Here is a 25622-nt window from a genome sequence, read left to right as displayed (position 1 = left end):
AGAGGGCCTGTGACGCGACACAACCGCCTATTGTTTGGCTATGATCAGCGATAACCTTTGCGGCGCATGGATGCAGTTGGAGCTTTCGATGTTCGATTTGCCGTTTTTTTCGCCCCTCTCGGCCACACAGCGTAAAACGTGGAACGATCAAGGATATCTGCATCTAAAAAAGGCCATCTCAACCGAAGAAATCACAGCAGTCCGCAATAGGGTAGAGTGGCATTGGGCGAATCCCTCGGGCAATCCGCACAATGTGGATGTCATTACTGGCGATTATGCTGGTCAGTGCTTCACCATGAACGATACCCCCCTCACAGTAAGAGGGGAGGCTTACAAGCTAAACAATCTGTTTTTGAGGGACGACACCATACGCAGTGTTGCCTTGTCTCGGCGCCTGAAGCGGATCATGGGCGAATTGCTCCAGTCCGAGCCTATGATCTGCAACTCCTTGAATTTCGAACGTGGCAGCCAGCAAGACGCGCACATCGATAGTTGGTATATGCCCGCCCCCGATGATGAGAGCATGGTTGCCGCAAGCATTTCTCTCGACCCGGTCGATGATACGAACGGCCCCATATTCTTCTACCCCGGCAGTCACAAGATCGCGCCCTACCGTTTCTCCGATGGACGCCTGAACGTCATCGATGCCGAATTCGCCGATTGCCGCGCCTATGTGCAAGCTCAGATTGAGGAATTACAGCTTCCCTTGATTCGTTATCAGGGCGGTCCTGGCGATGTCTTCATCTGGCACGGCCAGCTTATTCACGGCGGTTCGCCCATAAGGGATTTCTCGCGGACTCGCAGCAGTCTGGTCGTGCACTACTGGCGTGCGTCGGACGTTCCGCAGCAGTCTGTCGTGCGTGATAAGGCTGGTCGCGCCTATCTCGCTCACACTCTGCGCGGTGAACTGCAGCCTGTCGCCGCTTGAGGCCGGCAGTTAGCGAGGAGCGGCTCGCCAAACCAGCACCTCACTCCACGGTGACGGACTTGGCCAGGTTGCGGGGCTGATCGACGTCGGTGCCCTTCTGGACGGCGGTGTAGTAGGCCAGCAGCTGGACCGGCACGGCGTAGACCAGGGGCGCGATCAGGGGGTGGCAGTCCGGGGCGTGGATGCGGCGGATGCCGGCGCCGTGCGGATCGGGCGCTTTTTCCGGGGCGATCATGATGACCGGACCGCCGCGAGCGGCGACCTCTTGCAGATTTGAGGCGGTCTTCTCGAAGACGTCGTCCAGCGGCGCCAGGGCGATGGTGGGGGTGTCTTCGTCGATCAGGGCGATAGGGCCGTGCTTCAGCTCGCCGGCGGCATAGCCCTCGGCGTGGATATAGCTGATCTCCTTCAGCTTCAGCGCGCCTTCCATGGCCAGGGGGAACATGGCGCCCCGGCCGAGGAACAGGACGTCGTCGGCCTTGGCCAGGTCGTGGGCCACCGCGCGGATGCTGGCGTCCATGCGCAGGGCCTCGGCGATCAGGCGGGGGCTTTCGAACAGGGCCTTGACCAGTTCGTGCTCCTGGGCCGCATCGATCCGGCCGCGCGCCACGCCCGCCGCCACGGCCAGCGCCAGCAGGGCGGCGACCTGGGCGGTGAAGGCCTTGGTCGAGGCCACGCCGATTTCCGGTCCGGCGTGGGTGGGCCACAGCACATCAGCCTCCCGCGCCATGGACGAGGAGTGGACATTGACCACCGCAGCGGTCATCAACCCGTGCGCCTTGCACCAGGTCAGGCTGGCCAGGGTGTCGGCCGTCTCGCCCGACTGGCTGACGGCGACCGCCAGGGTCTTTGGCGACACCGCCGGCGAGCGGTAGCGGAACTCGGACGCGATCTCGACGTCGCACGGCAGACCGGCGATCTTCTCGAAGGCGTAGCGGCCGATCTGGCCTGCGTAGAAGGCGGTGCCGCAGGCGACGATCTGGATCCGGTCGAGAGCGGCGAAATCGACGCTGTTCGTCTTGGCTGTGCCGGTCACCAGATCGAGATATTCCGACAGGGTGTGCTGGACGCTGTCGGGCTGTTCATGGATCTCCTTTTCCATGAAGTGGCGATACTCGCCCTTTTCGACCATGGCCGAGGAGGCCGAGACCTGGACCACAGCCCGTTCGACCGGCTTGCCGGCGACGTCGAACATCCGGGCCCCGCCCTTGGTCACGGCGACATAGTCGCCCTCTTCCAGATAGGAGATCTTCTGGGTGAAGGGGCCGACCGCCAGGGCGTCCGAGCCCAGATACATTTCGTCCTCGCCCCAGCCGACCACCAGCGGGCTGCCGCGACGGGCGCCCAGGATCAGATCGTCCTCGCCGTCGATCAGCACCGCCAGGGCATAGGCCCCGGTCAACCGGTCGAGCGTGATCTTGAAGGCCTCCAGCGGCGTACGGCCCGTGTTCAGCTCAGCGTCCAGCAGGTGGGCGATGACCTCGGTGTCGGTCTGGCTTTCGAAGACATGGCCTTCGGCGGCCAGTTCCGCTTTCAGCTCGGCGAAATTCTCGATGATGCCGTTGTGGACCAGGGTGACGCGGCCGGCCTTGTGCGGGTGGGCGTTGGCGGTGGTCGGGGCCCCGTGGGTGGCCCAGCGGGTGTGGCCGATGCCGACCGTGGCCGTCAGCGGCGCCTCGACCAAAACGGCTTCCAGATTGCGGATCTTGCCCTGGGCGCGGCGACGCTCGACCGACCCATTTACGACGGCGGCGACCCCGGCCGAGTCATAGCCCCGGTATTCCAGCCGTTTCAGACTGTCGATCAGCCGGGGAACGACGGGTCCATTGCCGGTGACGCCGATGATGCCGCACATGGGCTGGAACTCCGAGGAAGAAGGAAACAGAAGGGCGCCGCTTTGCACTAGCGGCGATCCGGGGCTAAGCCACGCATCGAGCCCCACCGGCCGTCTATGCAATCTTAAGGCGGACCGCATCAAAAAAGGGGTTTCGGAACGTTACCCGAAACGAAGGATGACGCCTTGGGCGACAGGAAATATTTCGGCACCGACGGCATTCGCGGGCGCGCCAACACCTATCCGATGACGGCCGAGGTCGCGCTGCGCGTGGGCCTGGCCGCCGGGAAACTGTTCCGAACCGGCGACGACCGGCGCCATCTGGTGGTGATCGGCAAGGACACCCGACTGTCGGGCTATACGATCGAGCCGGCCCTGGTCGCCGGCTTCGCCTCGGTGGGCATGGACGTGCGCACCTTCGGCCCGGTGCCGACGCCGGGGGTGGCCATGCTGACGCGGTCGATGCGCGCCGACCTGGGGGTGATGATCTCGGCCTCGCACAACGACTATGCCGACAACGGCATCAAGCTGTTCGGGCCGGACGGCTACAAGCTGTCGGACGAGATCGAGTTGAAGATCGAAGCCCTGATGGACGACGGCCTGGACCAGGGCCTGGCGCCGTCCAACAAGCTGGGGCGGGTCAAGCGGATCGACGACGCCCAGGCCAGATACATCGAGATCGCCAAACAGGCCTTCCCCAAGCGGCTGTCGCTCCAAGGGCTGCGGATCGCCGTCGATTGCGCCAATGGCGCCGGCTACAAGGTCGCGCCCACCACCCTGTTCGAGCTGGGGGCCGAGGTCTTCCCCGTGGGGGTCACCCCCAATGGAACCAATATCAACGCCGAATGCGGCTCGACCCATCCGGCGACCCTGGTCGAGGCGGTCAAACGCTACCGGGCCGACATCGGCATCGCCCTGGACGGGGACGCCGACCGGCTGATCATCTGCGACGAAAAGGGCCAGGTGGTGGACGGGGACCAGATCATGGCCCTGGTCGGGCTGGACTGGGCCAAACGCGGTGTGCTGACCGGCGGCGGGGTGGTCGCCACCGTCATGTCCAACCTGGGGCTGGAACGGAAGCTGAAGGCCGAGGGTCTGACGCTGGAGCGGACCAAGGTCGGCGACCGCTATGTGATGGAGCGGATGCGCGAGGGCGGGTTCAATATCGGCGGCGAACAATCCGGCCACATCATCCTGCACGACCACGCCACCACCGGCGACGGCCTTATGGCGGCCTTGCAAGTGCTGGCCGTACTGGTGGACTCCGGCAAGCCGATGAGCGAACTGGCCCGCCAGTTCGATCCTGTGCCGCAGCGGCTGGAGAATGTGCGGTTCTCCTCCAGCAAGCCTCTCGAGAATGAAAAGGTCAAGGCGGCCATCGCCGAGGCCGAGGCGGCGCTGAACGGCTCGGGACGGCTGCTGGTCCGGCCCTCGGGCACGGAGAAGCTGATCCGGGTGATGGCGGAGGGCGATGACGCGGCCCTGGTCAAGCGGGTGGTGTCGGACGTGTCTGCGGCGGTGAAGGCGGCGGGGTGATTGTCACCTCCCCGCGCGCGAAGGCGCGTGGGGAGGACCGGTCGCGCAGCGACCAGGAGGGGGCGACTCCGACGGTGGTGATGACTAGGCCAGCTTCAGACACCGAGTCGCCCCCTCCTGGCGCTCGCTGACGCGATCGCCTGTCCTCCCCGTTCGCCTTCGCGAACAGGGAGGTGAGCCCAGATCCTGCCTGTCCGCGATTTCACTTGCGGGTCGCGACGACCGGCGCTCCATTGGCGCCAGACATATTCGCTGGGGCCTTCCATGATCGACCGTCGCCGCCTTCTTCTGTCCGCCGCCGCAGGCGCGGGCCTCGCCGCCGCCAATGGACAGGCGTTTGCGTTGACCGCCTCAGCCGGAGACGCCGGTCAGGCCAAGACGGCTTTGGCCGCCTACATGGATCAGGCCTTCGAACAGACGCTGGATCTCAGCCCTGAGGCCGTGACCGCCTTTGGCCTGGACAATGGCGCGCGCGCCGCCGCCAAGTCCCAGCTGACCGCTTCGACCCTGGAGAACGAGGAGAAGTTCCGCGCCTTCACCAAGGCCCAGCGCGCCGCCCTGACCGCCCTGGACCGCGCGTCGATGGATGCCCAGGACGGCATCTATTACGACACCATCGCCGACAATCTGGACGGGGTGATCGCCACCTTCGCCATACCCTATGGCCAGGGCGGATGGCCCAATCCCTATCGGGTCAGCCAGCAGGGCGGGGCCTATCAGTCGACGCCCGACTTCCTGGCCAATCAGCACACGATCCAGACCGCCGCCGACGCCGACGCCTATGTGGCGCGCGTCGCCGCCTTCGCCGAGGTGCTGAGCGCCGAGACCGAGCGGCTGCGCGAGGACTATGGCCTGGGCGTGATCCCGCCGGACTTCATCCTGGCCAAGGCTATCGCTCAGCAGGAGGGCATACTGGCCACCGACGTCGCCGCCTCGCCCATGGTGGCCTCGGTGGTGGACCGGACGCAGGCCAAGGGCCTGACGGGAGATTGGGGCGCCCAGGTCGAGGCCTTGCTGAACCAGAAGGTCTATCCCGCCCTGGCGGCCCAGAACGCCCTGCTAAAGGCGGCCCTGCCGCGCGCGGGACATGAGGCCTCGGTCCGTCGCCTGCCGCAGGGCCAGCAGTATTACGCCAACAGCCTGCGCTTCATCACCACCACCCGGCTGACGGCCGACGAGATCCACCGCACCGGCCGCGCCCAGATGGCCGAGCTGTCCGCCCGCGCTGATGCGCTGCTGCAAGCCCAGGGCCTGACCCAGGGGACGGTGGCGGAGCGGATCCGCGCTCTGGGTCAGGATCCGAAATACGTCTATCCCAACACAGACGCGGGCAAGGCCGAACTGATCGAGAAGCTGAACGATCAGATGGCCGATATGCAGGCCCGTCTGCCCGGCGCCTTCGGCCGCCTGCCCAAGGCTTCCGTCCAGATCAAGCGCGTGCCGCCCGAGGTCGAGGCCGGCGCGCCGATGGGCTACTATAACTCGCCCAGCCTGGATGGGACGCGGCCGGGCATCTACTGGATCAATCTGAAGGACACGGCGGAATGGCCGTCCTGGACCCTGCCGACCCTGACCTATCACGAGGCGGCGCCAGGCCACCATCTGCAGATCAGCCTGCAGCAGGAGAGCGCGGCGGCGCCCAAGCTGATGAACCTGCTGGGCTTCTCCAGCTATGTCGAAGGCTGGGGCCTGTATGCCGAACAGCTGGCCGACGAACTGGGCGCCTATGAGAACGATCCGGTGGGTCAGATCGGCTATATCCAGTCGCTGATGTTCCGCTCCGCCCGTCTGGTGGTGGACACCGGCATCCATTCCAAGGGCTGGAGCCGCGAACAGGGCATCCAGTACATGATGGAGGCCTATGGCGATCAGGAAGGGGCCGCCGTGTCCGAGGTCGAGCGCTATTGCGGCTGGCCGGGTCAGGCCTGCGCCTACAAGGTCGGTCACAACGAATGGGTCCGGCTGCGCGAAAAGGCCAAGACGAGCCTGGGCGACAAGTTCGACCTGAAGGGCTTCCACGACACGGCCCTGGCCGCCGGCGGGGTGCCCCTGTCGGTGCTGGAGCGGATCGTGGACGGCTGGATCGCGACCCAGGGCTAGAGATCGTCAGCTAGAGCCTGATCGTTTTGACTCCGATCAGGCTCTACGGCGGGGTTTGCGCGGGCGCGCGGCCCGGCTATATCCCCGCCACGATATTCTTTCCCCAAAGCTCAGAGGCGGACCGCACGCATGGCCAAGATCAAGGTCGAAAACCCCATCGTCGATATCGACGGCGACGAAATGACCCGCATCATCTGGCAGATGATCAAGGACAAGCTGGTCTTCCCCTTCCTGGATCTCGAGCTGGACTACTACGACCTGGGCATGGAGCACCGCGACGCCACCGACGACCAGGTGACGATCGACGCCGCCCACGCGATCCAGAAGCACGGCGTCGGCGTGAAGTGCGCCACCATCACCCCCGACGAGGCGCGGGTGAAGGAGTTCGGCCTGAAGAAGATGTGGAAGTCGCCCAATGGCACCATCCGCAACATCCTGGGCGGCGTGGTCTTCCGCGAGCCGATCATCTGCTCGAACGTGCCGCGCCTGGTGCCGGGCTGGACCCAGCCCATCGTCGTCGGCCGCCACGCCTTCGGCGACCAGTACAAGGCCACCGACTTCCTGATGCCTGGCCCCGGCACCCTGACGATCAAGTTCGTCGGTGAAGACGGCGCCGTGATCGAGCACGAAGTCTACAAGGCGCCCGGCGCCGGCGTGGCCATGGCCATGTATAACCAGGACGAGTCGATCCGCGAGTTCGCCCACGCCAGCTTCGCCTATGGCTTGCAGCGCAACTATCCTGTCTATCTGTCGACCAAGAACACGATCCTGAAAGCCTATGACGGCCGCTTTAAGGACCTGTTCCAGGACGTGTTCGACGCCCATTACGCCGCCGAGTTCAAGGCGCGCGGCCTGACCTATGAGCACCGCCTGATCGACGACATGGTCGCGGCGGCGATGAAGTGGTCCGGCGGCTTCGTCTGGGCGTGCAAGAACTATGACGGCGACGTGCAGTCGGACGTGGTGGCGCAGGGCTTCGGCTCGTTGGGCCTGATGACCTCGGTGCTGATGACGCCGGACGGCAAGGTGCTGGAGACGGAAGCCGCCCACGGCACCGTGACCCGCCACTATCGCCAGCATCAGAAGGGCGAGGCCACCTCGACCAACTCGATCGCCTCGATCTTCGCCTGGACGCGCGGCTTCAAGCACCGCGCCAAGCTGGACGGCAACTCGGCCCTGGACGTCTTCGCCGACACCCTGGAGAAGATCGTCGTCGACACGGTCGAGAGCGGCCACATGACCAAGGATCTGGCGCTGCTGGTCGGCGATCAACAGGGCTGGCTGACCACCGAGGGCTTCCTCGACAAGGTCGCCGAGAACCTGAAGGCCGCCCTGCCCGACGTCGGCTGAGCCCGTCCTCAAGCAGCGCGAAGCGCGGTAGGACACAGAACGTCCTCAAGCAGCGCAAAGCGCGGTAGGACACAGACTGTCCTCAAGCAGCGCGAAGCGCGGTAGGACCACAACACAAAGCCCCGCTGGAGCGATCCGGCGGGGCTTTTCGTTGCGTCGAAGCAAGGGTCGTGCATGATCGGCGTCGAGCGTGGGGGACGTGGTTTGAAGCGGCAGTTCGGCAATCTGGTGGGCCTGGTGCTCTTGGCGGCGGCCGTGGCCTTCTTTGGGGCGCCGGCGGTGGGCTTCTTCGCCATACGGTCGGCGGCGGAGGCCGGCGATGTGCAGGGGCTGACCCGGCTGATCGACTTCCAGGCCGTGCGCCAATCGCTGCGGCCGCAGCTGAGCGGTCGGGCCCAGGCGCCGGCGCCCTCGTTCCTGGAAGACCCGATCGGCGCCGTCAGACGCCAGATGGAGCGCAACCCGATCCTGAATGCGCCGGACGTTGACGCCTATCTGACGCCGGCCGCCGTGTCGGCCCTGACGCGCGGCGAGGGCCGCTACGCCAGCCAGTGGTCGGCGGCGACTCCCCCGGCGGTCGGCGCGGAGACGCCCAAGCCCTGGCCCCGACCGATCTACTGGAGCGTGAACCGGATGCGGATGGTGGTCCAGGACCAGGGCGGATCGCGCACTGTCTTCACCTTTGAGCGGCGCGGGCCGTTCGAGTGGATGCTGGTCCAGATCGGCCTGCCGGACGGGGCGGCGCCGGCTTCGGCTCCGACCGTTGCACCTGTGGCGACGCCCTAGGCGCAACATCTGGCTCGTCTCGGCGTTTCGGTTGAAGGAGAATCCATGAAGAAGATCGCCATCGGACTGGTCGTGGCCATTCTGGGCCTGGCCCTGGCCGCCTGTTTCGCTTCGCCCTTCGTGGCCGCCCAGGCCTTGATCCGGGCGGCGCGGACGGGCGACGTGGCCGGTCTGGAGCGGTCCGTGGACTTTCCCGCCTTTCGGACCAGTCTGAAGGCCGAGCTGAACGCCCGCGCGGCGCTGGAGATCCGCGAGCGGACGGGCGGCGACCGGGCCATGGCCGCCCTGGGCATGCTGCTGGCGCCGTCGCTGGTCGAGGGGGCCGTGGACGGTCTGGTCACGCCCGAGGGGATCGCGGCCATGGTCCGCTCCGGCGACAAGCCCCGGCCCGAGCGACCGGTCCCCGCGTCTGACACGCCTGCGACGCCGAAGGAGCGGATCCATCAGTCCTGGGCCTATCGCGGGATCAATACTTTCGCCGTCACCCTGACCCGCGACGACCGGCCCGACGACGCCCTGGTGCTGATCCTGGAGCGGCGGGGGCCGTTGAGCTGGAAGCTGGCGGGGGTGGACCTGACGCCCGACCCGATGGGCTAGGGGCGCCGGCCAAATTGCACTGCACCCCCGAAAACGGGTGCAATATGCAAAAGAGTGCAATTTCGGCGGGCGTCAGGATGACGGGCGTCGCCTAGTGAAAAGTCCATAGTCGGTGGTCACGTCTCGCGATCATGCGCCCATTATACGGGCGTTCGAAAGCGTGATGGGTCGATGGGCTTTTCGGGAAGCCAGGCGATTGAATCGCCGAAAGATTGTTTTCGGAATTGTGCGCGGAGGCGGGCGATCAGGCACTCAGACCTTCCCCCGCTTGCGGGGGAAGTGTCGCGTCGTGGCGCGAAGCGACACGCGTGACGATGGGGGAAGTCTTGTTGTTCAAGCAAGACTCCCCTCTCCGACCCTGGTCCGCTGCGCGGACGCCGGGCCACCTCTCCCGCAAGCGGGAGAGGGTCTCTGGTGGGCTCAGCCCTTCAGCGCCTCACGGACGGCGGTGAGACCGTCTTCGGCCTTGGAGCCGTCGGGGGCGCCGCCCTGGGCGAAGTCGGGTTTGCCGCCGGCGCCCTGGCCGCCCATGGCGATGACGGCGGCGCGGGCCAGGTCGGCGGCGTTGACCTTACCGACCAAGTCCGAGGTGACGGCGACGGTGACGGCGGCCTTGCCCTCGGTCACGCCGATCAGGGCGACGACGCCGGTGCCGACCTGTTTGCGGAAGTCCTCGGCCACGCCGCGCAGACCCTTGCCGTCCACGCCGTCGAGGACGCGGGCCATCAGCTTGATCCCGCCGATCTCTTCGGGCGCCGAGGCCGCGCCCGAGCCGCCGCCCAGGGCCAGTTGCTTCTTCAGCTCGGCGACCTGTTTCTCCAGCGTCTTGACCGAGCCTTGCAGGGCCTCGACCCGGCCGGGCACGTCCTGGGTCTGGATCTTGAAGTCGCGGGCCAGGCCGCGCGTCACCTTGGCCTGGGATTCCAGATAGAGGCGGGCCGCCTCGCCGGTCAGGGCCTCGATACGGCGCACGCCGGCGGCGACGCCGGTTTCCTGGACCACCTTGAACAGGCCGATGTCGCCGGTGCGGGCCACATGGGTGCCGCCGCACAGTTCGACCGAATAGGGGGCGTTATCGCTGATCAGCGAGCGGCCGAGGGTCAGGACGCGGACCTCGTCGCCGTATTTCTCGCCGAACAGGGCGATGGCGCCGGCCTCGATGGCCTCCTGCGGAGCCATCAGCTTGGTCTCCGCCGGGACGTTCTGGCGGATCACGGCGTTGACCTCGGCCTCGATGGTCGCCAGCTCGTCCTCGGTCACGGGGGCGCCGTGGCTGAAGTCGAAGCGGGCGCGCTCAGAATCGACCAGCTGGCCCTTCTGGGCGACCGCCGGGCCGAGCACATTCTTCAGGGCCGTGTGCAGCAGGTGGGCGGCCGAGTGGTTGGCGCGGGTGGTCATACGCTTGTCGGCGTCCACCAGCTGGGCGACGCGGGCGCCGATCTCAAGCGTCCCGGCCGTGATCTGGGCCGACAGGACGTGCAGGTCGCCGGCGTGTTTCTTGACGTCGAGCACCTCGGCCTCTCCACCCGGCCACTCAAGCGTGCCTTGATCGCCGGTCTGGCCGCCGCTTTCGGCGTAGAAGGGGGTGTTGTCGAACAGGATTTCGACGATGTCGCCGGCCTCGGCCGTCTCGACCGGAGCGCCGCCGTTCATCAGGGCCAGGACCTCGCCCGAACCCTCGATATTCTCATAGCCGGTGAAGACGGTCGGCCCCATGCGGTCGCGGATCGCCAGCCATTCATTGGTGTTGGCGGTCTGGCCCGAGCCCTTCCAGTGTTCGCGCGAACGCTGGCGCTGTTGCGCCATCGCGTCTTCGAAACCGTCGACATTGACCGAGAAGCCGCGACGCCGGGCCTCGTCCTGGGTCAGGTCCAGCGGGAAGCCATAGGTGTCGGACAGGGTGAAGGCGGTCTGGCCGTCCAGCATGTCGCCCGGCTTGAAGCCCTGAACCGCCGTGTCGAACAGGGCCATGCCTCGGCCCAGAGTGGTGCGGAAACGGACCTCTTCCTGCTTCAGCGTGTCCTCGATGAAGGGCTGGGCGCGAGCCAGTTCGGGATAGGCGTCGCCCATCTGGGCCACCAGGGTCGGGACCAGACGGTGCATCAGCGGGTCGGCGACGCCCAGCAGGTGGGCGTGGCGCATGGCGCGGCGCATGATCCGGCGCAGCACATAACCCCGGCCCTCGTTCGACGGGGTGACGCCGTCGGCGATCAGGAAGGAGGAGGAGCGCAGGTGGTCGGCGATGACCCGGTGGCTGGCGGCGCGCTCGCCGTCCGACTTGGTCGAGGTGGCGTCTTCCGAGGCGGCGATCAGGGTCTTGAACAGATCGGTCTCGAACACCGAATGCACGCCCTGGAGCACGGTGGTCATCCGTTCCAGCCCCATGCCGGTGTCTACGCTGGGCTTGGGAAGGTTGCGAACGATCTGGTCGTTCTCCTTCTCGAACTGCATGAAGACGTTGTTCCAGATCTCGACGTAGCGATCACCGTCCTCGTCCGGCGAGCCGGGAGGGCCGCCGGGGATCTTGTCGCCGTGGTCCCAGAAGATTTCGGTGCAGGGGCCGCAGGGACCGCTGTCGCCCATGGCCCAGAAATTGTCGCTGCCGGCGATGCGGATGATCTTGTCGTCGCCGAAACCGGTGACCTTCTTCCAGATCGCGGCGGCCTCGTCGTCATCGATATAGACGGTGACCAGCAGGCGTTTGGCGTCCAGGCCGAACTCTTGCGTGACCAGTTTCCACGCCCGGTCGATGGCGTGTTCCTTGAAATAGTCGCCGAAGGAGAAGTTCCCCAGCATCTCGAAGAAGGTCAGATGGCGGGCGGTGTAGCCGACATTGTCCAGGTCATTGTGCTTGCCCCCGGCGCGGACGCATTTCTGCGAACTGGTGGCGCGCGGATAGGGCGGCTTGGACGCGCCGGTGAAATAGTCCTTGAACGGCACCATGCCCGCATTGACGAACAGCAGCGACGGATCGTTCTGCGGCACCAGCGGCGCCGAGTGCACCTTCTCGTGGCCGTCGGCCGCGAAGAAGTCGAGGTAGGTGGCGCGGATCTCGTTCAGGCTGGGCATTTGGGCGTGTCTTCGGCTGGGCGGTCGCTAAGGAACCGGCGTCATATAGGGTTTTGTCGGGGAACGCATCATCCGCGCGAAGGAGGGCGGGGCGATGCGCTAGAGCATTTGGCGACCTGATTGAATCGTTTGGGATTCCCAAGGGGTCCGGGTTCTGATTCAACCTTCGTGCTGGAGGCGGAGGCCAGCATGAATGAGCAAGGCGCTATCGGTAGATTTGCGTGATCGTGTGATCGCGGCGATTGAGGGCGGGATGTCGTGCCGTCAGGCGGCGGCCCGGTTCGGGGTCAGCGCGGCCAGCGCGATCCGCTGGCGCTCGCGGGTCCGCAGGCAGGGCGACGTGCGGCCGGGGCCTCTGGGCGGAGATCGGCGCTCTGGGCGGATTGAAGGCCATGCCGACCTGATCCTGGGCCTGGTCGAGCGCAAGAGCGACATCACCCTGGCGGAGCTTCAGACGGCTCTGGCCGAACAGGGCGTGGGGACCAGCCTGTCGAGCTTGTGGCGGTTCTTCGTGCGCCGCCGGATCTCGCTCAAAAAAAGTCGGCGCACGCGGACGAACAGAGCCGCCCCGACGTCCTGAGCCGGCGTCAGGCCTGGTTCGACAGCCAGCTCGACCTCGATCCCGAGCGGCTCGTCTTCATCGATGAGACGGGAGCCTCGACCAAGATGGCCCGCCGCCACGGACGTGCGCCGCGCGGGCAGCGGCTGAGGTGCAGCGTGCCGCACGGTCACTGGAAGACGACCACCTTCGTCGGAGCCTTGAGGCTGACGGGCATGACCGCCCCGATGGTGCTCGACGGCCCGATGAACGGCGCCTGGTTCCTGGCCTATGTCGAACAGGTGCTGGCCCCGACCCTGAAGCCCGGCGACGTGGTGATCATGGACAATCTCGCCGCCCACAAGAGCACGCCCATCAGGGACGCCATCGAGGCTGTCGGCGCACGGCTGCTCTTCCTGCCGCCCTACAGTCCCGACCTCAACCCGATCGAGAACGCCTTCGCCAAGCTCAAGGCCCTGCTGAGAAAGGCCGCCGCTCGGACAATCGACCAACTCTGGGACGCCATCGCCCGCATCATCCAGACCTACTCTCCCCAAGAATGCGCCAACTACTTCGCCGCCGCCGGCTATGATGCAGACTGATCGGAAAATGCTCTAGTTCGTCATCTTCGGCCGGGCGTTCGCTGAGAACGGCTATTCTAGGGGCTTCTATCAGGAGGTCGGCTAACGCGGGTTTCGATTCCGCGTTCCGATCCACAAGGTGCCGTGGGGAGGGGCTTGTGGTGTGCATCCCACGGGCTCTAACTACCCCCATGGTGGGAGAGGCGGCATGAAATATGATGATGCTTCATGGCACTACGACGGGGAGTTTCCTTCGAACCTGCCTGACGAGGCCGGGGCAACACATATCGCGATGTTCGTTGCGTGGTGCGTGCTCAACGGAATGGCGGGAGAACTACATGGAGTCGAAAGTTCAGAAGCGACCGACTTTTTGCGGGCGCGAACACTGACGCCGGCCCGCTGGTTCATTGAGGCGTGCGATGGAAAATTCACAGACGAAGATCTGAGTGACGAAGGCAACGTGTTCGCGAGTGACTATTATACAGCCGAAGCGAACCGGGCTTTTGCCTCGTCCTCATACCTAGAGGATTATGAGAAGGCGTTTCCGGAAGCAGCCAACCTCTACGAGGTCCCTGATACGTGGAAGAGCTACGATCGCATTGCCCCGATCATCGCGCGTAGGGCTATGAAATGGCGAGCGCGCCGATCCAGGCCTTCTTGGCTCGGCGGCTGGCTCTGATGGGCCTGACACCCTTGGGCACAAGGCCCAGGGTGACGGAAAATAAGCCTCACACCCGCGGCGGCGGACCGAACTTGCCGGACTGATAGTCCTCGATCGCCTGAATGATTTCTTCGCGGGTGGTCATGACGAAGGGACCGTGGCTGAAGACGGGCTCGTTGATCGGTTCGGCGTGGCCCAGCAGGACGACGGCGTCGGTTTGGGCCGTGATCTCGACCGCGTCGCCGTCGCCCAGGGCGGCCAGGTTCCATTCGGGCACCGGGGTTCCGGCGACGGAGACCTGGCCCTTGATCGCATAGAAGAAGATATTGCGGCCGGCGGCGACCGGGACTTCGAACCGGGCGCCGGCGGGCAGGCGGACGATGGCCAGATGGATGTCGATCAGCGACTGGATCGGCGCCTTGACCCCCAGCCATTCGCCGGAGACCGGCTCGACCGTGACGCCGGCCTCAGTGGTGAAGGTCGGAATGTCGGCGGCCTGGAGCCCCACATAGTCGGGCTGGGTCATCTTCAGCCGCGCCGGCAGGTTCACCCACAGCTGCAGAATCTCCATCGGCCCGCCGTCGCGCTTGAAGTCGGCCGGCGACAGTTCGGCGTGGATCAGGCCCGAGCCGGCGGTCATCCACTGGATCCCGCCCGCCTTGATGATGCTCTCGCCGCCGCCGGAGTCGTTGTGGGCCAGTTCGCCGTCCAGAATGAAGGTGACGGTCTCAAACCCCCGGTGCGGGTGCGGGCCGAAGGGCAGGCCCTGGTTGCCCGGCGCATAGGTCTGGGGCCCGTGGTGGTTCAGGAACAGGAAGGGATCGACCTGGTCCAGGCCCGGACCGGGCACGGGGCGGCGCGTGGTCAGGTCGCCGATGTCGTCGCGGTGGGCGGGATGCAGGCGAAGAACGGGGCGGGGCGTGGTCTCGGTCATGGGTCCATATAAGGGCCGGCGCGGTTTTGGCGAGCGTGGCGCGGCGCGGCGATCCAAAACCTGCGGCGCCGCGTAAAACCTGCGACTCGGGCGGAGCGAGGATCGATCATGCCTTGAATATCGCGATTTCGACATGGATCGGGCGAAGCGACGCGTGAATCCGCGAAGTTATCAACGGTCCGTTGACACCGTCCCTCTAGGGTCACAAAAGCCTTCGCAACCGCACACGGCGATTGAATTCATTCGCTTTTGAGAACCATTCGCATGACTCAACCCAACCCGACCCCGGGGGTTGCATCGGGCGACCGGACCGGTCGCTTCGTCGTCCAGCCCAACGGTCACAAGACGCCGCTCTCGCCCCATATGGGAATCTGGCGCTGGCACGTGACCATGGCCGCCTCGATCCTGTTCCGCGCGACCCTGATCGCGGGCACGGTCGGCCTGGTTTTCGTCGTCGCCTGGCTGGGCGCCCTGGCTTTTGGGCCTGAGGTCTATGAGTGCGCCTTGGCCCTGGCGGGTTCGCCGCTGGGCCTGTTCGTCGGCTTCGGCCTGACGGTGATCCTGTTCTCCTTCATCCTGAACGGCGCGCGCCACACGATCAATGACACGGGCAACGGTTTGACGATCAAGTCGGCGACTGCGCTGTCGAACATCGCGGTCTGGGCGCCGGTCCCCCTGGCGATCCTGTTCTGGGTCGTCCTGTTCGCTGTCAGGAGGGTCTCGCTGTGAGCGGCGCCGTTAAGTTCAAGAACAACGTCAAGATTTCCGAGCGCCACGGCGGCGGCGAATGGCTGGCCGAGCGGGTGCTGCTGACGGCCCTGCTGTCGCTGGGCCTGTGGCTCGCCTCGACCGCTTTCACCCTGGCGGGCGCAACCTATAAAGCCGTGCTGGACTGGTTCGCCAAGCCGCTGAACGCTGGCCTGCTGGCGGTTACGGCCGTGCTGCTGTTCGGCTACCTCAGCCTGGCCTGGAAAGTCATCCTCGAGGACTATGTGCCCCAGGTCGGCGCCCGCAAGGCGCTGACGGGTCTGCTGAACCTGGTCTTCTTCGTGCTGGTCGCCGCCAGCCTCTTCTTCATCGTGCGGTTGGCGCTGGGTTCTGCGCCCCTGCCCGCCGGTTTCGGAGCCTGATTTTCTGATGGCCGCTTACGAACTGATTGACCACGAATACGACGTCGTCGTCGTCGGCGCCGGGGGCTCCGGCCTTCGCGCCGCCCTCGGCGCCGCCCAGCAGGGGCTGAAGGTCGCCTGCGTCACCAAGGTCTTCCCAACCCGCTCGCACACCGTCGCAGCCCAGGGCGGCATCTCCGCCTCGCTCGGCAATATGGGCGAGGACAGCTGGCAGTGGCACATGTACGACACCGTCAAGGGGTCGGACTGGCTGGGCGACCAGGACTCGATCGAATATCTGGTCCGCAACGCGCCCAAGGCCGTCTATGAGCTGGAACACTGGGGCGTGCCCTTCTCGCGCACCGAGGAAGGCAAGATCTACCAGCGCGCCTTCGGCGGCATGACCCGCAACTTCGGCGAAGGCCCGGTGCAGCGCACCTGCGCCGCCGCCGACCGCACCGGCCACGCCATCCTGCACACCCTGTACGGCCAGTCGGTGCGTCGGGAAGTGAAGTTCTTCGTCGAATATTTCGCGCTGGACCTGATCATGCAGGACGGGACCTGCACCGGGGTGACCGCGCTTCAGCTCGATAACGGCCAGCTGCACCAGTTCCGCGCCAAGATGGTGGTTCTGGCCACCGGCGGATACGGCCGCGCCTATTTCAGCGCCACCAGCGCCCACACCTGCACCGGCGACGGCAACGCCATGGTGCTGCGCGCCGGCCTGCCGTTGCAGGACATGGAGTTCGTCCAGTTCCACCCGACCGGCATCTACGGCGCCGGCTGCCTGATCACCGAGGGCGCGCGCGGCGAGGGCGGATACCTGACCAACTCGGAAGGCGAGCGCTTCATGGAGCGCTATGCCCCGACCGTGAAGGACCTGGCCCCGCGCGACATGGTCAGCCGCTCCATGACCATCGAGATCCGTGAAGGTCGTGGCGTGGGTCCGAACAAGGACCACATCTTCCTGCACCTGGACCACCTGGATCCGAAGATCCTGCACCAGCGCCTGCCGGGCATCTCCGAAAGCGCCAAGATCTTCGCCGGCGTGGACGTGACCAAGGCGCCGATCCCGGTCCTGCCGACCGTCCACTATAATATGGGCGGCATACCGACCAACTATCACGGCGAAGTCCTGACGCTGCGCGACGGCAACCCCGACAGCGTGGTTCCGGGCCTGATGGCCGTGGGCGAGGCGGCCTGCGTCTCGGTGCACGGCGCCAACCGCCTGGGCTCCAACTCCCTGACCGACCTGGTGGTGTTCGGCCGCGCCGTCGGCCTGCGCTGCGGCGAGGTGGTGGACAAGGCCTCGGCCGTTCCGTCCGCCTCCAAGACCCAGACCGACGCCCACCTGGCCCGCCTGGACCGCTTCCGCTTCGCCGACGGTTCCACTTCGACCGCAGAGCTTCGCCTTTCCATGCAGAAGGCGATGCAAGCTGACGCGGCGGTGTTCCGCACCGGCGAGACCCTGCAACAGGGCACCGACAAGCTGCGGGCGATTGATGCGGCGGGGGATGATATCAAGACCACCGATCGCGGCCTGATCTGGAATACGGATCTGATGGAGACGCTGGAGTACGACAACCTGATCGCCCAGGCCGTCGTCACCATCGAGAGCGGGCTGAACCGCACGGAATCGCGCGGCGCCCACGCCCGCGAGGACTATCCCGACCGGGACGACGCCAACTGGATGAAACACACCCTGGCGTGGAAGCGTCCGGGCGAGCCCGTCCAGATCGATTACCGCCCCGTGCACAAATACACGATGTCCGACGACATCGCGTACATCGAGCCCAAGGCTCGGGTTTACTGAGGTCGAACGCAGATGGTTCAACTCTCCCTCCCCCGCGGCTCCAAGCCGACCAAGGGCAAGGTCCACAAGGCCGCGCCCGGCTCCAAGGACGTCAAGACCTACAAGGTCTATCGTTACGACCCCGAGGTCGACGCCGACCCGCGCTGGGACACGTTCGAGGTGCCCACGGGCGACCACGGTCCGATGCTGCTGGACGCCCTGATCCACATCAAGAACGAGATCGACCCGACGCTGTCGTTCCGGCGCTCGTGCCGTGAAGGCATCTGCGGCTCCTGCTCGATGAACATCGACGGGCGCAACACCCTGGCCTGCACCAAGGGCTGGGACGAGTGCGCGTCGCACAACATCACCATCGCCCCCCTGCCGCACCAGCCGGTGATCAAGGACCTGGTGACGGACCTGAGCCTGTTCTACGCCCAGTATGACTCGATCCAGCCCTATCTCCAGTCGGACGAGCCCGACCCGGAACAGGAACGGCTCCAGACCCCGGCCGAGCGCGAAAAACTGGACGGCCTGTACGAGTGCATCCTGTGCGCCTGCTGTTCCACCTCCTGCCCCAGCTACTGGTGGAACCAGGACGAATACCTCGGCCCGGCGGCCCTGCTGCAATCCTATCGCTGGATCTCCGACAGCCGCGACGACGCCACGCAGAAACGTCTGGACGACCTGGAAGACCCGTTCAAACTGTACCGCTGCCACACCATCATGAACTGCGCCCAGGTCTGCCCCAAGGGCCTGAACCCGGCCAAGGCCATCGCCGAAACCAAGAAGCTGATGGTCGCCCCCAGCCGCAAGAAACAGGCGGCCTGACCGCCGGCGCCGCTCCCCCGACCGCGTCAATGACCGCTGAGGTCCTGCTGTTCGCCTATGGCACGCTGCAGGACCCGGCGGTCCAGACGGCCGTCTTCGGTCGTGCTCTGGCGCCCCACCCTGGACCGGGCGCCCCGGACCGACTGAGCGGTTTTCGCCTGTCGCACATCCCGGTTGACGACCCCCAGATCACGGCCGAGACCGGCCTGACCCACTATCCGATCCTGATCCCGACGACGGACGAAGCCCCGCCCGTCCCCGGCCGCCTCTACCCCCTGACCCCCGCCGATCTGACCGCCGCCGACGCCTATGAGGGCGAGGCCTATCGCCGGGTGCGCGTGACGACGGAGGCGGGGGCGGAGGCCTGGGTGTATGTGGCGGCGCTTTAGCGCCTGAGCCAAGGCGAACTTGACCAGAACAAGATAAGAACATACACGGTGTGATCTGATCCCGAGCCCGAGCGCCGGCCCCCGGCGATTTTGCGGGATCGGATTGACGGATTGGCCGAAACACCGGCTGTTAACGGCTTGTACAGCATGGTCCTCGCGCAAGCGGACGCGTCCCCAGACGCGATAGGGAGCATGTCCAGCGGAGGCGAGACAGATGCAGAAAGTCGTGTCGCTTTTCAGCGGTCTAGGCGGCCTCGACCTGGGTCTTGAGGCCGCAGGCTGGGACTGTGTCTACGCCACCGACATCGATCCGCGCGCGGTCGAGAGCCTTGAGGCGAACCGTGGTCGCCGCCTGGCCGACGGGCGACGGTTCATGGGCGACGCGCAGATCGAAGTCGGAGACGTTCGCGCGCTTCGAGGCGAGGATGTCCTGTCCAAGTCGGGACAGCGGCGCGGCGCGATAACTCTGCTCGCAGGGGGGCCGCCTTGCCAATCGTGGAGCAGCGCGGGTCATCAGCTGGGCTTCGACGATCCTCGGGGCCAGTTGATCAAGGACTATCTGCGCATCGCGTCGGAGTTGGACTGTCGTTATCTGCTCTTTGAGAATGTTCGCGGCTTGATCACGGCGCGCGGCCCGGACGGCGTTCCTGGGTCTGCTTTGGCCTGGCTGCGCGAGCAGCTGTTCGCCCGCGGCTGGCAGACCCATGTCGAGCTGTTCAATGCGGCGGACTATGGCGTGGCGCAGCGCCGGGTCCGTGTGGTGCTGGTCGGCTATCGGACGGGCGATTTGCCACGCCTGCCTGAGCCGACGCACGACAAGCGCGAAGAGGACGGCAGGCGGCCCTGGGTCAGCCTGGGGGCCTGTATCGGCGCCCTGTCCCCGCTGTCAGACGAAGAGATCATTCGGCCCACGGGCAAGCTGGCGCTGGATCTGGAAGGCATCAAGCCGGGCTCAGGCGTCAAGAGCCCGGGCAAGTCGGAAGCGACGCGGCCTGGTGGGCACTGGGGCTACAAGCAGGGCGCATTCGTCGCCGATCCCGCCCTGCCTGGCCGCACGGTCACGGCCAATCCGCAGCAGGATTGGGTCAGGGATCCACGACACGGGTTACGCCGATTGACGCCGCGAGAGTGCGCGGCGCTGCAAAGCTTCCCCACCGACTGGATCATCACCGGTCGGCGTGTCGATCAATATCGACTGATCGGCAATGCTGTTCCGCCGCGCCTGGCCGAGGCCGTGGGGGCGACGCTGCTGGCCTCGTGCGAGGGCGAGGACCGGAAGGTGACGTGGGCCGCGCCGACGCCCCTGCCGGAACGTCTTCAATCCGCCATCGACTACACCCGGCGCGAGGAGCGTCGGAACGGTCCGTCGCGCCGAGAGGCGCCAGCGAAACGCCGCGTCCTCGTTCGCGCATGACGACGGCGAAGTCTGGGGCTGACGAGGCCTACCACCGCGAAGCCGCCGCAAAGGCGGTCGAGATCTATGTCGGGGGCATGGCGCCTGACCCGCTGGCGGCTGAGTGGCGACAGGTCTGTCGTGCTGTTCGCAAAGAAATCCTGCGCACGCTGATAGAGACCAAGGGACTTCGCGATCTTCAGGAGTCCCTGACGAAGACCGGCAGGCATATCCTGGTCTTGCGTCACCTTTTCGCGCCGCCCATCAGCCAGGATCAGCTGAAGCTGATCGTGAAATCCTACCCCAAGGGAGCGGAAAAAGGCTCGACCCGGCTGTCGAAACAGGCGGCGGAGGACTTCGCCGCCGCCTTTGCGGCGCGACGTGACAAGAACCTGACGGCCTGGCTATCGACCAACGCCAACCCCAATCGGCGACAGATCAAAAAGCTCCTGGACACGCTGACGCCGATGATCAGCAATCAAAGATTCAATACCGTCCGGCGCAATCGGTTGTCCGACGAGCAGGAGAAGGCGGTGGTCGCCCTGCTGGAGACCAAGGGCTGGGTCCGCTCGCCCTCGACCACGGTCAACAATACCGCCGACCTTCCGCCGCAGCACTTCATGCGCAAGACGCGCTGCAAAACGCGCACGGCTACGAAGGAGGTGGACATCGCCTGCGGCGTGAACCCCAGCCTGATCATGGCCATGGAGTGCAAGGTGTCGAACGACGCCACCAATTCGGTGAAGCGCGTCAGCGACGTGATGGACAAGACCAAGGCCTGGAACGACCAATGGGGCGGCTTCATCCAGACGGCGGCCTTGCTGCAAGGGGTGGTCGCATACAAGGATGTGGCGCGCCTTCTCGACAGCGACGTCCTGGTCTTTTGGTCCCATGATCTTCAGCCGCTGGCCGACTGGCTGGATGCGAGAGCTTAAATTTAGGGCCGAGGACAAGTTCGACCGCGACAAACCGGCCGTTTCAATCAGTCTATCGCGCGATCCTGGCGTAGGTCGTCCAGATCTAGGTCCAGCGGCGCGCGGTGTTCCAGGGCCAGCATGCGGCGGCTCCAGTCTGAATGAGCCGGGGTTTCTAGCGCCTGACGCAGGGTTTCCGTCACGCCCTGACCGGTCGCGTTGGGGCGCCGCGCCGAAGGGCGCGCGGGCGGGGCGGCGGTGGTCTTGCGCCTGTCGGTCATGGGGGGAGGATGCCATGGAGCGTCTGCGCCGTCGATGAGCGCCCTTGCACCATCCCCCCGGCTTGATATGAGCGGCGCATGGCCAGCATTACCTATATCGAGCATGACGGAACCGAGCACGTCGTTGACGTGAAACCGGGGCTGAGCGTCATGGAGGGCGCGATCCGGAACAATGTGCCGGGGATCGATGCGGATTGCGGCGGGGCCTGCGCCTGCGCCACCTGCCATGTCTATGTGGATGAAGCCTGGCGCGAGGCGGCGGGCAAACCCTCGGCCATGGAGGAGTCGATGCTGGACTTCGCCGAAGAGGTCGAGCCCAACAGCCGGCTGTCGTGCCAGATCCGGGTGTCGGAGGCGCTGGACGGCCTGGTGGTGCGGTTGCCGCAGAACCAGCACTGATCGGCGGGCGCCCCATCTGACTTAGGATGGGCCGACTTAGGATGGCCCGACTTAGGATGGCCCGACTTATGATGAGTTGGGCGGCCCTGCGCGCACAATTGGACGATCGAAAGTCTGGGACTTCAGCGGCTTGAGGCGCGCGAGAGCCTATTTGCGCGCCTGAGGTGCGGGTGCGCGAATAATGTCCGCATGGGAGCCAAGAGCATATTCACGGATAAGGTGTGGGACGAGGAGATCGGCCCACGATACATGAACGAGCGGCACAAGACCGCGCGGGCGATGGCGGCCGAGCTGGGCGTCTCCAAGGGCACGCTGGAAACCCAGATGCACAAGCGCGGGTTCTTCCGGCAGACGCCGCGCGAGTCCCTGCCGGCCAACTTCCTGAAGGGGACGGCGGCGCCGGAGACGCGGACGCTGGAGGAGGCGAGAGCCGCCCTGATGGGGTTCGAATGGGACCCCGAGCGTCCGGATCTGTCGATGGAGGCCCTGATCGAGTTGGGCAAGGCGGCATGCCGCCTGGGGCGGTTGCCCGAGTTTCGCGAAATCCTGCGCTGTATCGCGGGCCTGCGCGCGGCGACGGGGGCGCCCCTGCCCTATGTGGTCTGGCCCGAGGCGGCGCGGGAGGCGCTGGAGGCGGCGGGGCTGGGCGAAGACGAAGAGCCGGGGCCGGAGCTGGTGCTGAGGACGGCGCAGCAGCCGCCGGAGGACGCCTGGTCCGCCTGGCTGTTCCTGGGCGGACGGGGGGCGGGCAAGACCCTGGCGGGGGCGTCGTGGGCGGCGGACGAGGCCGAGCGGCTGGGGCCCGGCGGGCGGCTGGCCCTGGTGGGGGCGACCCTGCACGATGTGCGCGAGGTGATGATCGGCGGGCCCAGCGGCATCAACGCCCTGCCGCGCTGGCGAGGGCGGGCGCGGCCGGTCTATGAATCGACGCGGCGGCGGCTGGTGTTCCCGAGCGGGGCCGAGGCCTGGGCCTTTTCCGCCGAGGACCCTGACAGCCTGCGCGGGCCGCAGTTCGCCGGGGCCTGGGCCGACGAATTCTGCGCCTGGGCGCGGCCGGACGAGACCCTGGCCATGCTGCGCCTGGGGCTGAGGCTGGGGCGGGATCCGCGTCTGGTGGTGACGACCACGCCCCGGCCGATGGCGGCGCTGAAGGCGCTGCGGGCCGAGGCCGGGTGCGTGACCACCCATGCGCCGACGCGGGACAACGCCGACCATCTGGCGCCGGGGGTGATCGCGCGGCTGGAGGCTCTGTACGGCGGCACGCGGCGGGCGGCGCAGGAGATGGAGGGGCTGATCCTCGACGTCGAAGGGGCGCTGTTCCGGGCGGAGGATCTGGCGCGGGCGAATCTGGACGCCGGGGCGGCGCCGGAACGGTTAGACCGGGTGGTGGTGGCGATCGATCCGACCACCACGCCGGGGGGCGACGCCTGCGGCATCGTGGCGGCGGGGCGGGTGGGGACGCAGGCCTATGTCCTGGCCGACCGGTCGATGCGGGGCTTAAGCCCCGACGGCTGGGCGCGGCGGGCCCTGGCCTGCGCCGCCGAGTTCGGGGCCGGGGCCATCGTGGCCGAGGTCAACCAAGGCGGGGACATGGTGGCCCATGTGCTGAAGACTCTGAGCCCTGACGTGGTGGTGCGCGAGGTGCGGGCCACGCGCGGCAAGCGGATGCGGGCCGAGCCGGTGGCGGCCCTGTACGAACAGGGGCGGGTGACGCACCTGGGCCGGTTCCGCGACCTGGAGGAGGAGCTGATGGCCCTGGGCGGGGACGAGACGGGCAGTCTGGACCGGGCCGACGCCCTGGTCTGGGCCCTGACCGACCTGATGCTGGGGGAGGAGGGGCAGGGGCCGTGGTTCAGGGTGTTGTAGGCCCATGACCCCGCCATTGGCGCGTGACGGGGGGCGGCGGGCGCGCTAGAGCCTGATCCATGAACGATACGCCGAAAAAGGGCTGGTTCCAGCGCCTGTCCGCGGGGCTCTCGCGCTCCTCCAAACAGATGACCGACCAGGTCGTCGCCAGCTTCGTCAAGGAACCCCTGTCCGAGGCGGCGCTGGAGCAGCTGGAGGAACATCTGCTGGAAAGCGACCTGGGGCCGGCGGCCTCGGCGCGGATCGTCGAACGGTTCCGGGCGCTGAAGTTCGGCAAGGACGCCCAGGAGCGCGAGGTCAAGGAAGCCCTGGCCGAGGCGGTGGCGGCCGAACTGGCGCCGCGCCAGGCGACCTTTGATCCGCTGAGCGGGCCCAAACCCTATGTGGTGCTGTTCGTCGGGGTGAACGGCTCGGGCAAGACCACCACCCTGGGCAAGATCGCCGCCGACCTGACGGGCAAGGGCGCCAAGGTGATGATCGTCGCCGGCGACACCTTCCGCGCCGCCGCCCGCGAACAGCTGAAGGTCTGGGCCGACCGGGCCGGGGCCGAGTTCGAGAGCCGTCGCGACGGGGCCGACGCGGCGGGCTTGGCGTTTGACGCCTATACCAAGGCGCGGGCCGAGGGGTTCGACGTGGTCCTGATCGACACGGCCGGGCGGTTGCAGAACAAGTCGGCCCTGATGGACGAGCTGCTGAAGATCGTGCGGGTGCTGAAGAAGGTGGACCCCGAGGCGCCGCATGACACCTTGCTGGTGCTGGACGCCACGGTGGGGCGCAACGCCCTGGCCCAGGAACAGATCTTCGGCCGCACCGCCTTCGTCACGGGCGTCGTCATGACCAAGCTGGACGGGACGGCGCGCGGCGGGGTGCTGGTGCCCGTGGCCCAGGCGTCCGACGCGCCCCTGATGCTGATCGGCGTGGGCGAGGGGGTGGAGGATCTGCAACCCTTCGACGCCCGCGCCTTCGCCCGCTCGCTGGTGGGACTGGAAGACTGAGATGACCGACCAAAAGCCCGGCCGCGACCTAGTGCCTGTTGATGTTGAACACGTTGAGGTGACGAAGGTCCAAGAGACCCCCGCCCCCGAGACCAAGAACCGTCAGTGGATCCGGCAGGCCGTCGATTTCGGCGCCCTGGCCGCCTTCATGATCAGCTATTTCGTGACGCGGGACATGATCCTGGCGACCTGGGTGCTGGTGGGGGCCTCGGCCCTGGCCCTGGTCGTCGGCTATGCGGTCGAGCGGCGGTTCGCGCCCCTGCCGCTGATCACCGGCCTGTTCGCCCTGGTGTTCGGCCTGCTGACCGTCTTCACCCACGACGACCTGTATGTGAAGCTGAAGCTGACGGTGCAGAACGGGCTGCTGGCGGTGATCCTGCTGGGCTCGATCCCGCTGGGCAAATATCCGTTCAAGGCCCTGCTGGGCTCGGCCATCAAGGTCAATGACGCCGCCTGGCGCACCCTGACCCTGCGCTATGGCCTGTATTTCCTGACCGTCGCCGTGCTGAACGAGGTGTTCCGCAGCCCCGCCGCCGTGACCGCCATCTGGCACGCCCTGGGCCGCGACACGCCCAATCCGAACGACGTCTGGACCGGGTTCCGCGGCGTTCTGTGGATCGCCGCCTCGGTCTTCGGCCTGTCGCAGGTGCCGCTGATCATGCGCAACATGACCAAGGACGAAGAGCCCGGCCCCGTCTCGCCGGACACGGGACTTTGAAGGAAGCGCGATAGCGCACAG

General features: G+C 66.5%; 23 protein-coding genes. 19 read left to right on the top strand and 4 right to left on the bottom strand.

Features of this window, described 5'->3' with window-relative positions:
* Window positions 1–88 precede the first annotated feature (88 nt).
* A complete protein-coding gene (locus OU998_RS02390; protein ID WP_267515258.1) occupies window positions 89–928 on the top strand; it encodes a phytanoyl-CoA dioxygenase family protein in 840 nt (279 codons plus the stop codon).
* Window positions 929–968: 40 nt separating this feature from the next.
* Here the strand turns inward: OU998_RS02390 and glmS are convergent, their stop codons facing one another.
* Window positions 969–2783 carry a glutamine--fructose-6-phosphate transaminase (isomerizing) gene (gene glmS / locus OU998_RS02385; protein ID WP_267515257.1) on the bottom strand — a complete coding sequence of 605 codons (1815 nt, stop codon included), beginning with the start codon at window positions 2781–2783 and terminating at the stop codon, window positions 969–971.
* A gap of 165 nt (window positions 2784–2948) precedes the next feature.
* On the opposite strand from glmS, the gene glmM reads away from it, so the two are divergent.
* The 5 genes from glmM to OU998_RS02360 all read left to right on the top strand — a co-directional run bounded on the left by glmM (window position 2949) and on the right by OU998_RS02360 (window position 9131).
* Complete coding sequence (gene glmM / locus OU998_RS02380; RefSeq protein ID WP_267515256.1) at window positions 2949–4298, top strand: phosphoglucosamine mutase; 1350 nt, start codon at window positions 2949–2951, stop codon at window positions 4296–4298.
* A 264-nt stretch (window positions 4299–4562) separates the two neighbouring features.
* On the top strand, window positions 4563–6398 hold the full coding sequence (locus OU998_RS02375) for a DUF885 domain-containing protein (protein WP_267515255.1): 1836 nt from the start codon (window positions 4563–4565) through the stop codon (window positions 6396–6398).
* Between the two features lie 129 nt (window positions 6399–6527).
* On the top strand, window positions 6528–7748 hold the full coding sequence (locus OU998_RS02370) for an NADP-dependent isocitrate dehydrogenase (protein ID WP_267515254.1): 1221 nt from the start codon (window positions 6528–6530) through the stop codon (window positions 7746–7748).
* A 174-nt stretch (window positions 7749–7922) separates the two neighbouring features.
* Window positions 7923–8534, top strand: coding sequence for a DUF2939 domain-containing protein (locus OU998_RS02365; RefSeq protein ID WP_267515253.1), 612 nt, complete (start codon window positions 7923–7925; stop codon window positions 8532–8534).
* A 45-nt stretch (window positions 8535–8579) separates the two neighbouring features.
* The gene (locus OU998_RS02360; RefSeq protein ID WP_267515252.1) at window positions 8580–9131 is read left to right on the top strand and encodes a DUF2939 domain-containing protein; all 552 of its coding nucleotides are present in this window, start codon (window positions 8580–8582) and stop codon (window positions 9129–9131) included.
* Window positions 9132–9551: 420 nt separating this feature from the next.
* Here OU998_RS02360 and alaS read toward each other — a convergent pair whose 3' ends face one another.
* Window positions 9552–12200, bottom strand: coding sequence for an alanine--tRNA ligase (gene alaS, locus OU998_RS02355; RefSeq protein WP_267515251.1), 2649 nt, complete (start codon window positions 12198–12200; stop codon window positions 9552–9554).
* Between the two features lie 193 nt (window positions 12201–12393).
* Here alaS and OU998_RS02350 point away from each other — a divergent pair.
* Both OU998_RS02350 and OU998_RS02345 read left to right on the top strand, forming a co-directional pair.
* Window positions 12394–13340, top strand: a protein-coding gene (locus OU998_RS02350) for an IS630 family transposase (RefSeq protein ID WP_267515250.1) whose coding sequence is annotated in 2 segments (ribosomal slippage) — window positions 12394–12730 and window positions 12730–13340 — 948 coding nt in all. Because the reading frame shifts where the segments join, the coding sequence is not laid out codon by codon here.
* A gap of 187 nt (window positions 13341–13527) precedes the next feature.
* Window positions 13528–13998 carry a hypothetical protein gene (locus OU998_RS02345; protein WP_267515249.1) on the top strand — a complete coding sequence of 157 codons (471 nt, stop codon included), beginning with the start codon at window positions 13528–13530 and terminating at the stop codon, window positions 13996–13998.
* 49 nt (window positions 13999–14047) lie between these two features.
* On the opposite strand, the gene OU998_RS02340 is transcribed toward OU998_RS02345, so the two are convergent.
* On the bottom strand, window positions 14048–14914 hold the full coding sequence (locus tag OU998_RS02340; RefSeq protein ID WP_267515248.1) for a pirin family protein: 867 nt from the start codon (window positions 14912–14914) through the stop codon (window positions 14048–14050).
* A gap of 264 nt (window positions 14915–15178) precedes the next feature.
* On the opposite strand from OU998_RS02340, the gene sdhC reads away from it, so the two are divergent.
* From sdhC to OU998_RS02305, 7 genes are all read left to right on the top strand, one after another.
* A complete protein-coding gene (sdhC, locus tag OU998_RS02335) occupies window positions 15179–15643 on the top strand; it encodes a succinate dehydrogenase, cytochrome b556 subunit (protein WP_267515247.1) in 465 nt (154 codons plus the stop codon).
* Window positions 15640–16044, top strand: coding sequence for a succinate dehydrogenase, hydrophobic membrane anchor protein (gene sdhD, locus OU998_RS02330; RefSeq protein ID WP_267515246.1), 405 nt, complete (start codon window positions 15640–15642; stop codon window positions 16042–16044). Before sdhC ends, sdhD begins: the two co-directional genes overlap by 4 nt.
* Window positions 16045–16051: 7 nt before the next feature.
* Complete coding sequence (gene sdhA, locus OU998_RS02325) at window positions 16052–17836, top strand: succinate dehydrogenase flavoprotein subunit (protein WP_267515245.1); 1785 nt, start codon at window positions 16052–16054, stop codon at window positions 17834–17836.
* A 12-nt stretch (window positions 17837–17848) separates the two neighbouring features.
* A complete protein-coding gene (locus OU998_RS02320; protein ID WP_267515244.1) occupies window positions 17849–18646 on the top strand; it encodes a succinate dehydrogenase iron-sulfur subunit in 798 nt (265 codons plus the stop codon).
* Window positions 18647–18675: 29 nt separating this feature from the next.
* Entirely contained in the window at window positions 18676–19035 is a 360-nt protein-coding gene (locus tag OU998_RS02315) for a gamma-glutamylcyclotransferase family protein (protein ID WP_267515243.1), read from the top strand.
* A 214-nt stretch (window positions 19036–19249) separates the two neighbouring features.
* On the top strand, window positions 19250–20449 hold the full coding sequence (locus OU998_RS02310) for a DNA cytosine methyltransferase (RefSeq protein ID WP_267515242.1): 1200 nt from the start codon (window positions 19250–19252) through the stop codon (window positions 20447–20449).
* Window positions 20446–21363 carry a XamI family restriction endonuclease gene (locus OU998_RS02305; RefSeq protein ID WP_267515241.1) on the top strand — a complete coding sequence of 306 codons (918 nt, stop codon included), beginning with the start codon at window positions 20446–20448 and terminating at the stop codon, window positions 21361–21363. The genes OU998_RS02310 and OU998_RS02305 overlap by 4 nt, the downstream gene beginning before the upstream one ends.
* Window positions 21364–21410: 47 nt before the next feature.
* On the opposite strand, the gene OU998_RS02300 is transcribed toward OU998_RS02305, so the two are convergent.
* Complete coding sequence (locus OU998_RS02300; protein ID WP_267515240.1) at window positions 21411–21623, bottom strand: hypothetical protein; 213 nt, start codon at window positions 21621–21623, stop codon at window positions 21411–21413.
* Between the two features lie 78 nt (window positions 21624–21701).
* Between OU998_RS02300 and OU998_RS02295 the strand changes: the two genes are divergently transcribed.
* The 4 genes from OU998_RS02295 (at window position 21702) to OU998_RS02280 (ending at window position 25601) form a co-directional block, all read left to right on the top strand.
* Window positions 21702–22022: a 2Fe-2S iron-sulfur cluster-binding protein gene (locus tag OU998_RS02295; protein ID WP_267515239.1), complete on the top strand. Its 321-nt coding sequence runs from the start codon at window positions 21702–21704 to the stop codon at window positions 22020–22022.
* 189 nt (window positions 22023–22211) lie between these two features.
* Window positions 22212–23888 (top strand): DNA-packaging protein, encoded by a 1677-nt coding sequence (locus tag OU998_RS02290; protein WP_267515238.1) that lies wholly within the window; start codon window positions 22212–22214, stop codon window positions 23886–23888.
* Between the two features lie 59 nt (window positions 23889–23947).
* Complete coding sequence (ftsY, locus tag OU998_RS02285) at window positions 23948–24883, top strand: signal recognition particle-docking protein FtsY (RefSeq protein ID WP_267515237.1); 936 nt, start codon at window positions 23948–23950, stop codon at window positions 24881–24883.
* Window position 24884: 1 nt separating this feature from the next.
* The gene (locus OU998_RS02280) at window positions 24885–25601 is read left to right on the top strand and encodes an inner membrane-spanning protein YciB (RefSeq protein ID WP_267515236.1); all 717 of its coding nucleotides are present in this window, start codon (window positions 24885–24887) and stop codon (window positions 25599–25601) included.
* Window positions 25602–25622: the final 21 nt, after the last annotated feature.

The sequence above is a fragment of the Brevundimonas sp. SL130 genome (assembly GCF_026625805.1).
Classification (GTDB): Bacteria; Pseudomonadota; Alphaproteobacteria; order Caulobacterales; family Caulobacteraceae; genus Brevundimonas.
Note: the sequence above shows the minus strand (reverse complement) of the source record. Positions and strands in the feature narration are given on the sequence as shown.

Coding starts and splice junctions, on each gene's coding strand:
- OU998_RS02390 (WP_267515258.1), top strand. CDS start 89: ATGTTCGATTTGCCGTTTTTTTCGCCCCTCTCGGCCACACAGCGTAAA.
- glmS (WP_267515257.1), bottom strand. CDS start 2,783: ATGTGCGGCATCATCGGCGTCACCGGCAATGGACCCGTCGTTCCCCGG.
- OU998_RS02375 (WP_267515255.1), top strand. CDS start 4,563: ATGATCGACCGTCGCCGCCTTCTTCTGTCCGCCGCCGCAGGCGCGGGC.
- OU998_RS02370 (WP_267515254.1), top strand. CDS start 6,528: ATGGCCAAGATCAAGGTCGAAAACCCCATCGTCGATATCGACGGCGAC.
- OU998_RS02365 (WP_267515253.1), top strand. CDS start 7,923: ATGATCGGCGTCGAGCGTGGGGGACGTGGTTTGAAGCGGCAGTTCGGC.
- OU998_RS02360 (WP_267515252.1), top strand. CDS start 8,580: ATGAAGAAGATCGCCATCGGACTGGTCGTGGCCATTCTGGGCCTGGCC.
- alaS (WP_267515251.1), bottom strand. CDS start 12,200: ATGCCCAGCCTGAACGAGATCCGCGCCACCTACCTCGACTTCTTCGCG.
- OU998_RS02345 (WP_267515249.1), top strand. CDS start 13,528: ATGAAATATGATGATGCTTCATGGCACTACGACGGGGAGTTTCCTTCG.
- OU998_RS02340 (WP_267515248.1), bottom strand. CDS start 14,914: ATGACCGAGACCACGCCCCGCCCCGTTCTTCGCCTGCATCCCGCCCAC.
- sdhC (WP_267515247.1), top strand. CDS start 15,179: ATGACTCAACCCAACCCGACCCCGGGGGTTGCATCGGGCGACCGGACC.
- sdhA (WP_267515245.1), top strand. CDS start 16,052: ATGGCCGCTTACGAACTGATTGACCACGAATACGACGTCGTCGTCGTC.
- OU998_RS02320 (WP_267515244.1), top strand. CDS start 17,849: ATGGTTCAACTCTCCCTCCCCCGCGGCTCCAAGCCGACCAAGGGCAAG.
- OU998_RS02315 (WP_267515243.1), top strand. CDS start 18,676: ATGACCGCTGAGGTCCTGCTGTTCGCCTATGGCACGCTGCAGGACCCG.
- OU998_RS02310 (WP_267515242.1), top strand. CDS start 19,250: ATGCAGAAAGTCGTGTCGCTTTTCAGCGGTCTAGGCGGCCTCGACCTG.
- OU998_RS02305 (WP_267515241.1), top strand. CDS start 20,446: ATGACGACGGCGAAGTCTGGGGCTGACGAGGCCTACCACCGCGAAGCC.
- OU998_RS02300 (WP_267515240.1), bottom strand. CDS start 21,623: ATGACCGACAGGCGCAAGACCACCGCCGCCCCGCCCGCGCGCCCTTCG.
- OU998_RS02295 (WP_267515239.1), top strand. CDS start 21,702: ATGGCCAGCATTACCTATATCGAGCATGACGGAACCGAGCACGTCGTT.
- OU998_RS02290 (WP_267515238.1), top strand. CDS start 22,212: ATGGGAGCCAAGAGCATATTCACGGATAAGGTGTGGGACGAGGAGATC.
- ftsY (WP_267515237.1), top strand. CDS start 23,948: ATGAACGATACGCCGAAAAAGGGCTGGTTCCAGCGCCTGTCCGCGGGG.
- OU998_RS02280 (WP_267515236.1), top strand. CDS start 24,885: ATGACCGACCAAAAGCCCGGCCGCGACCTAGTGCCTGTTGATGTTGAA.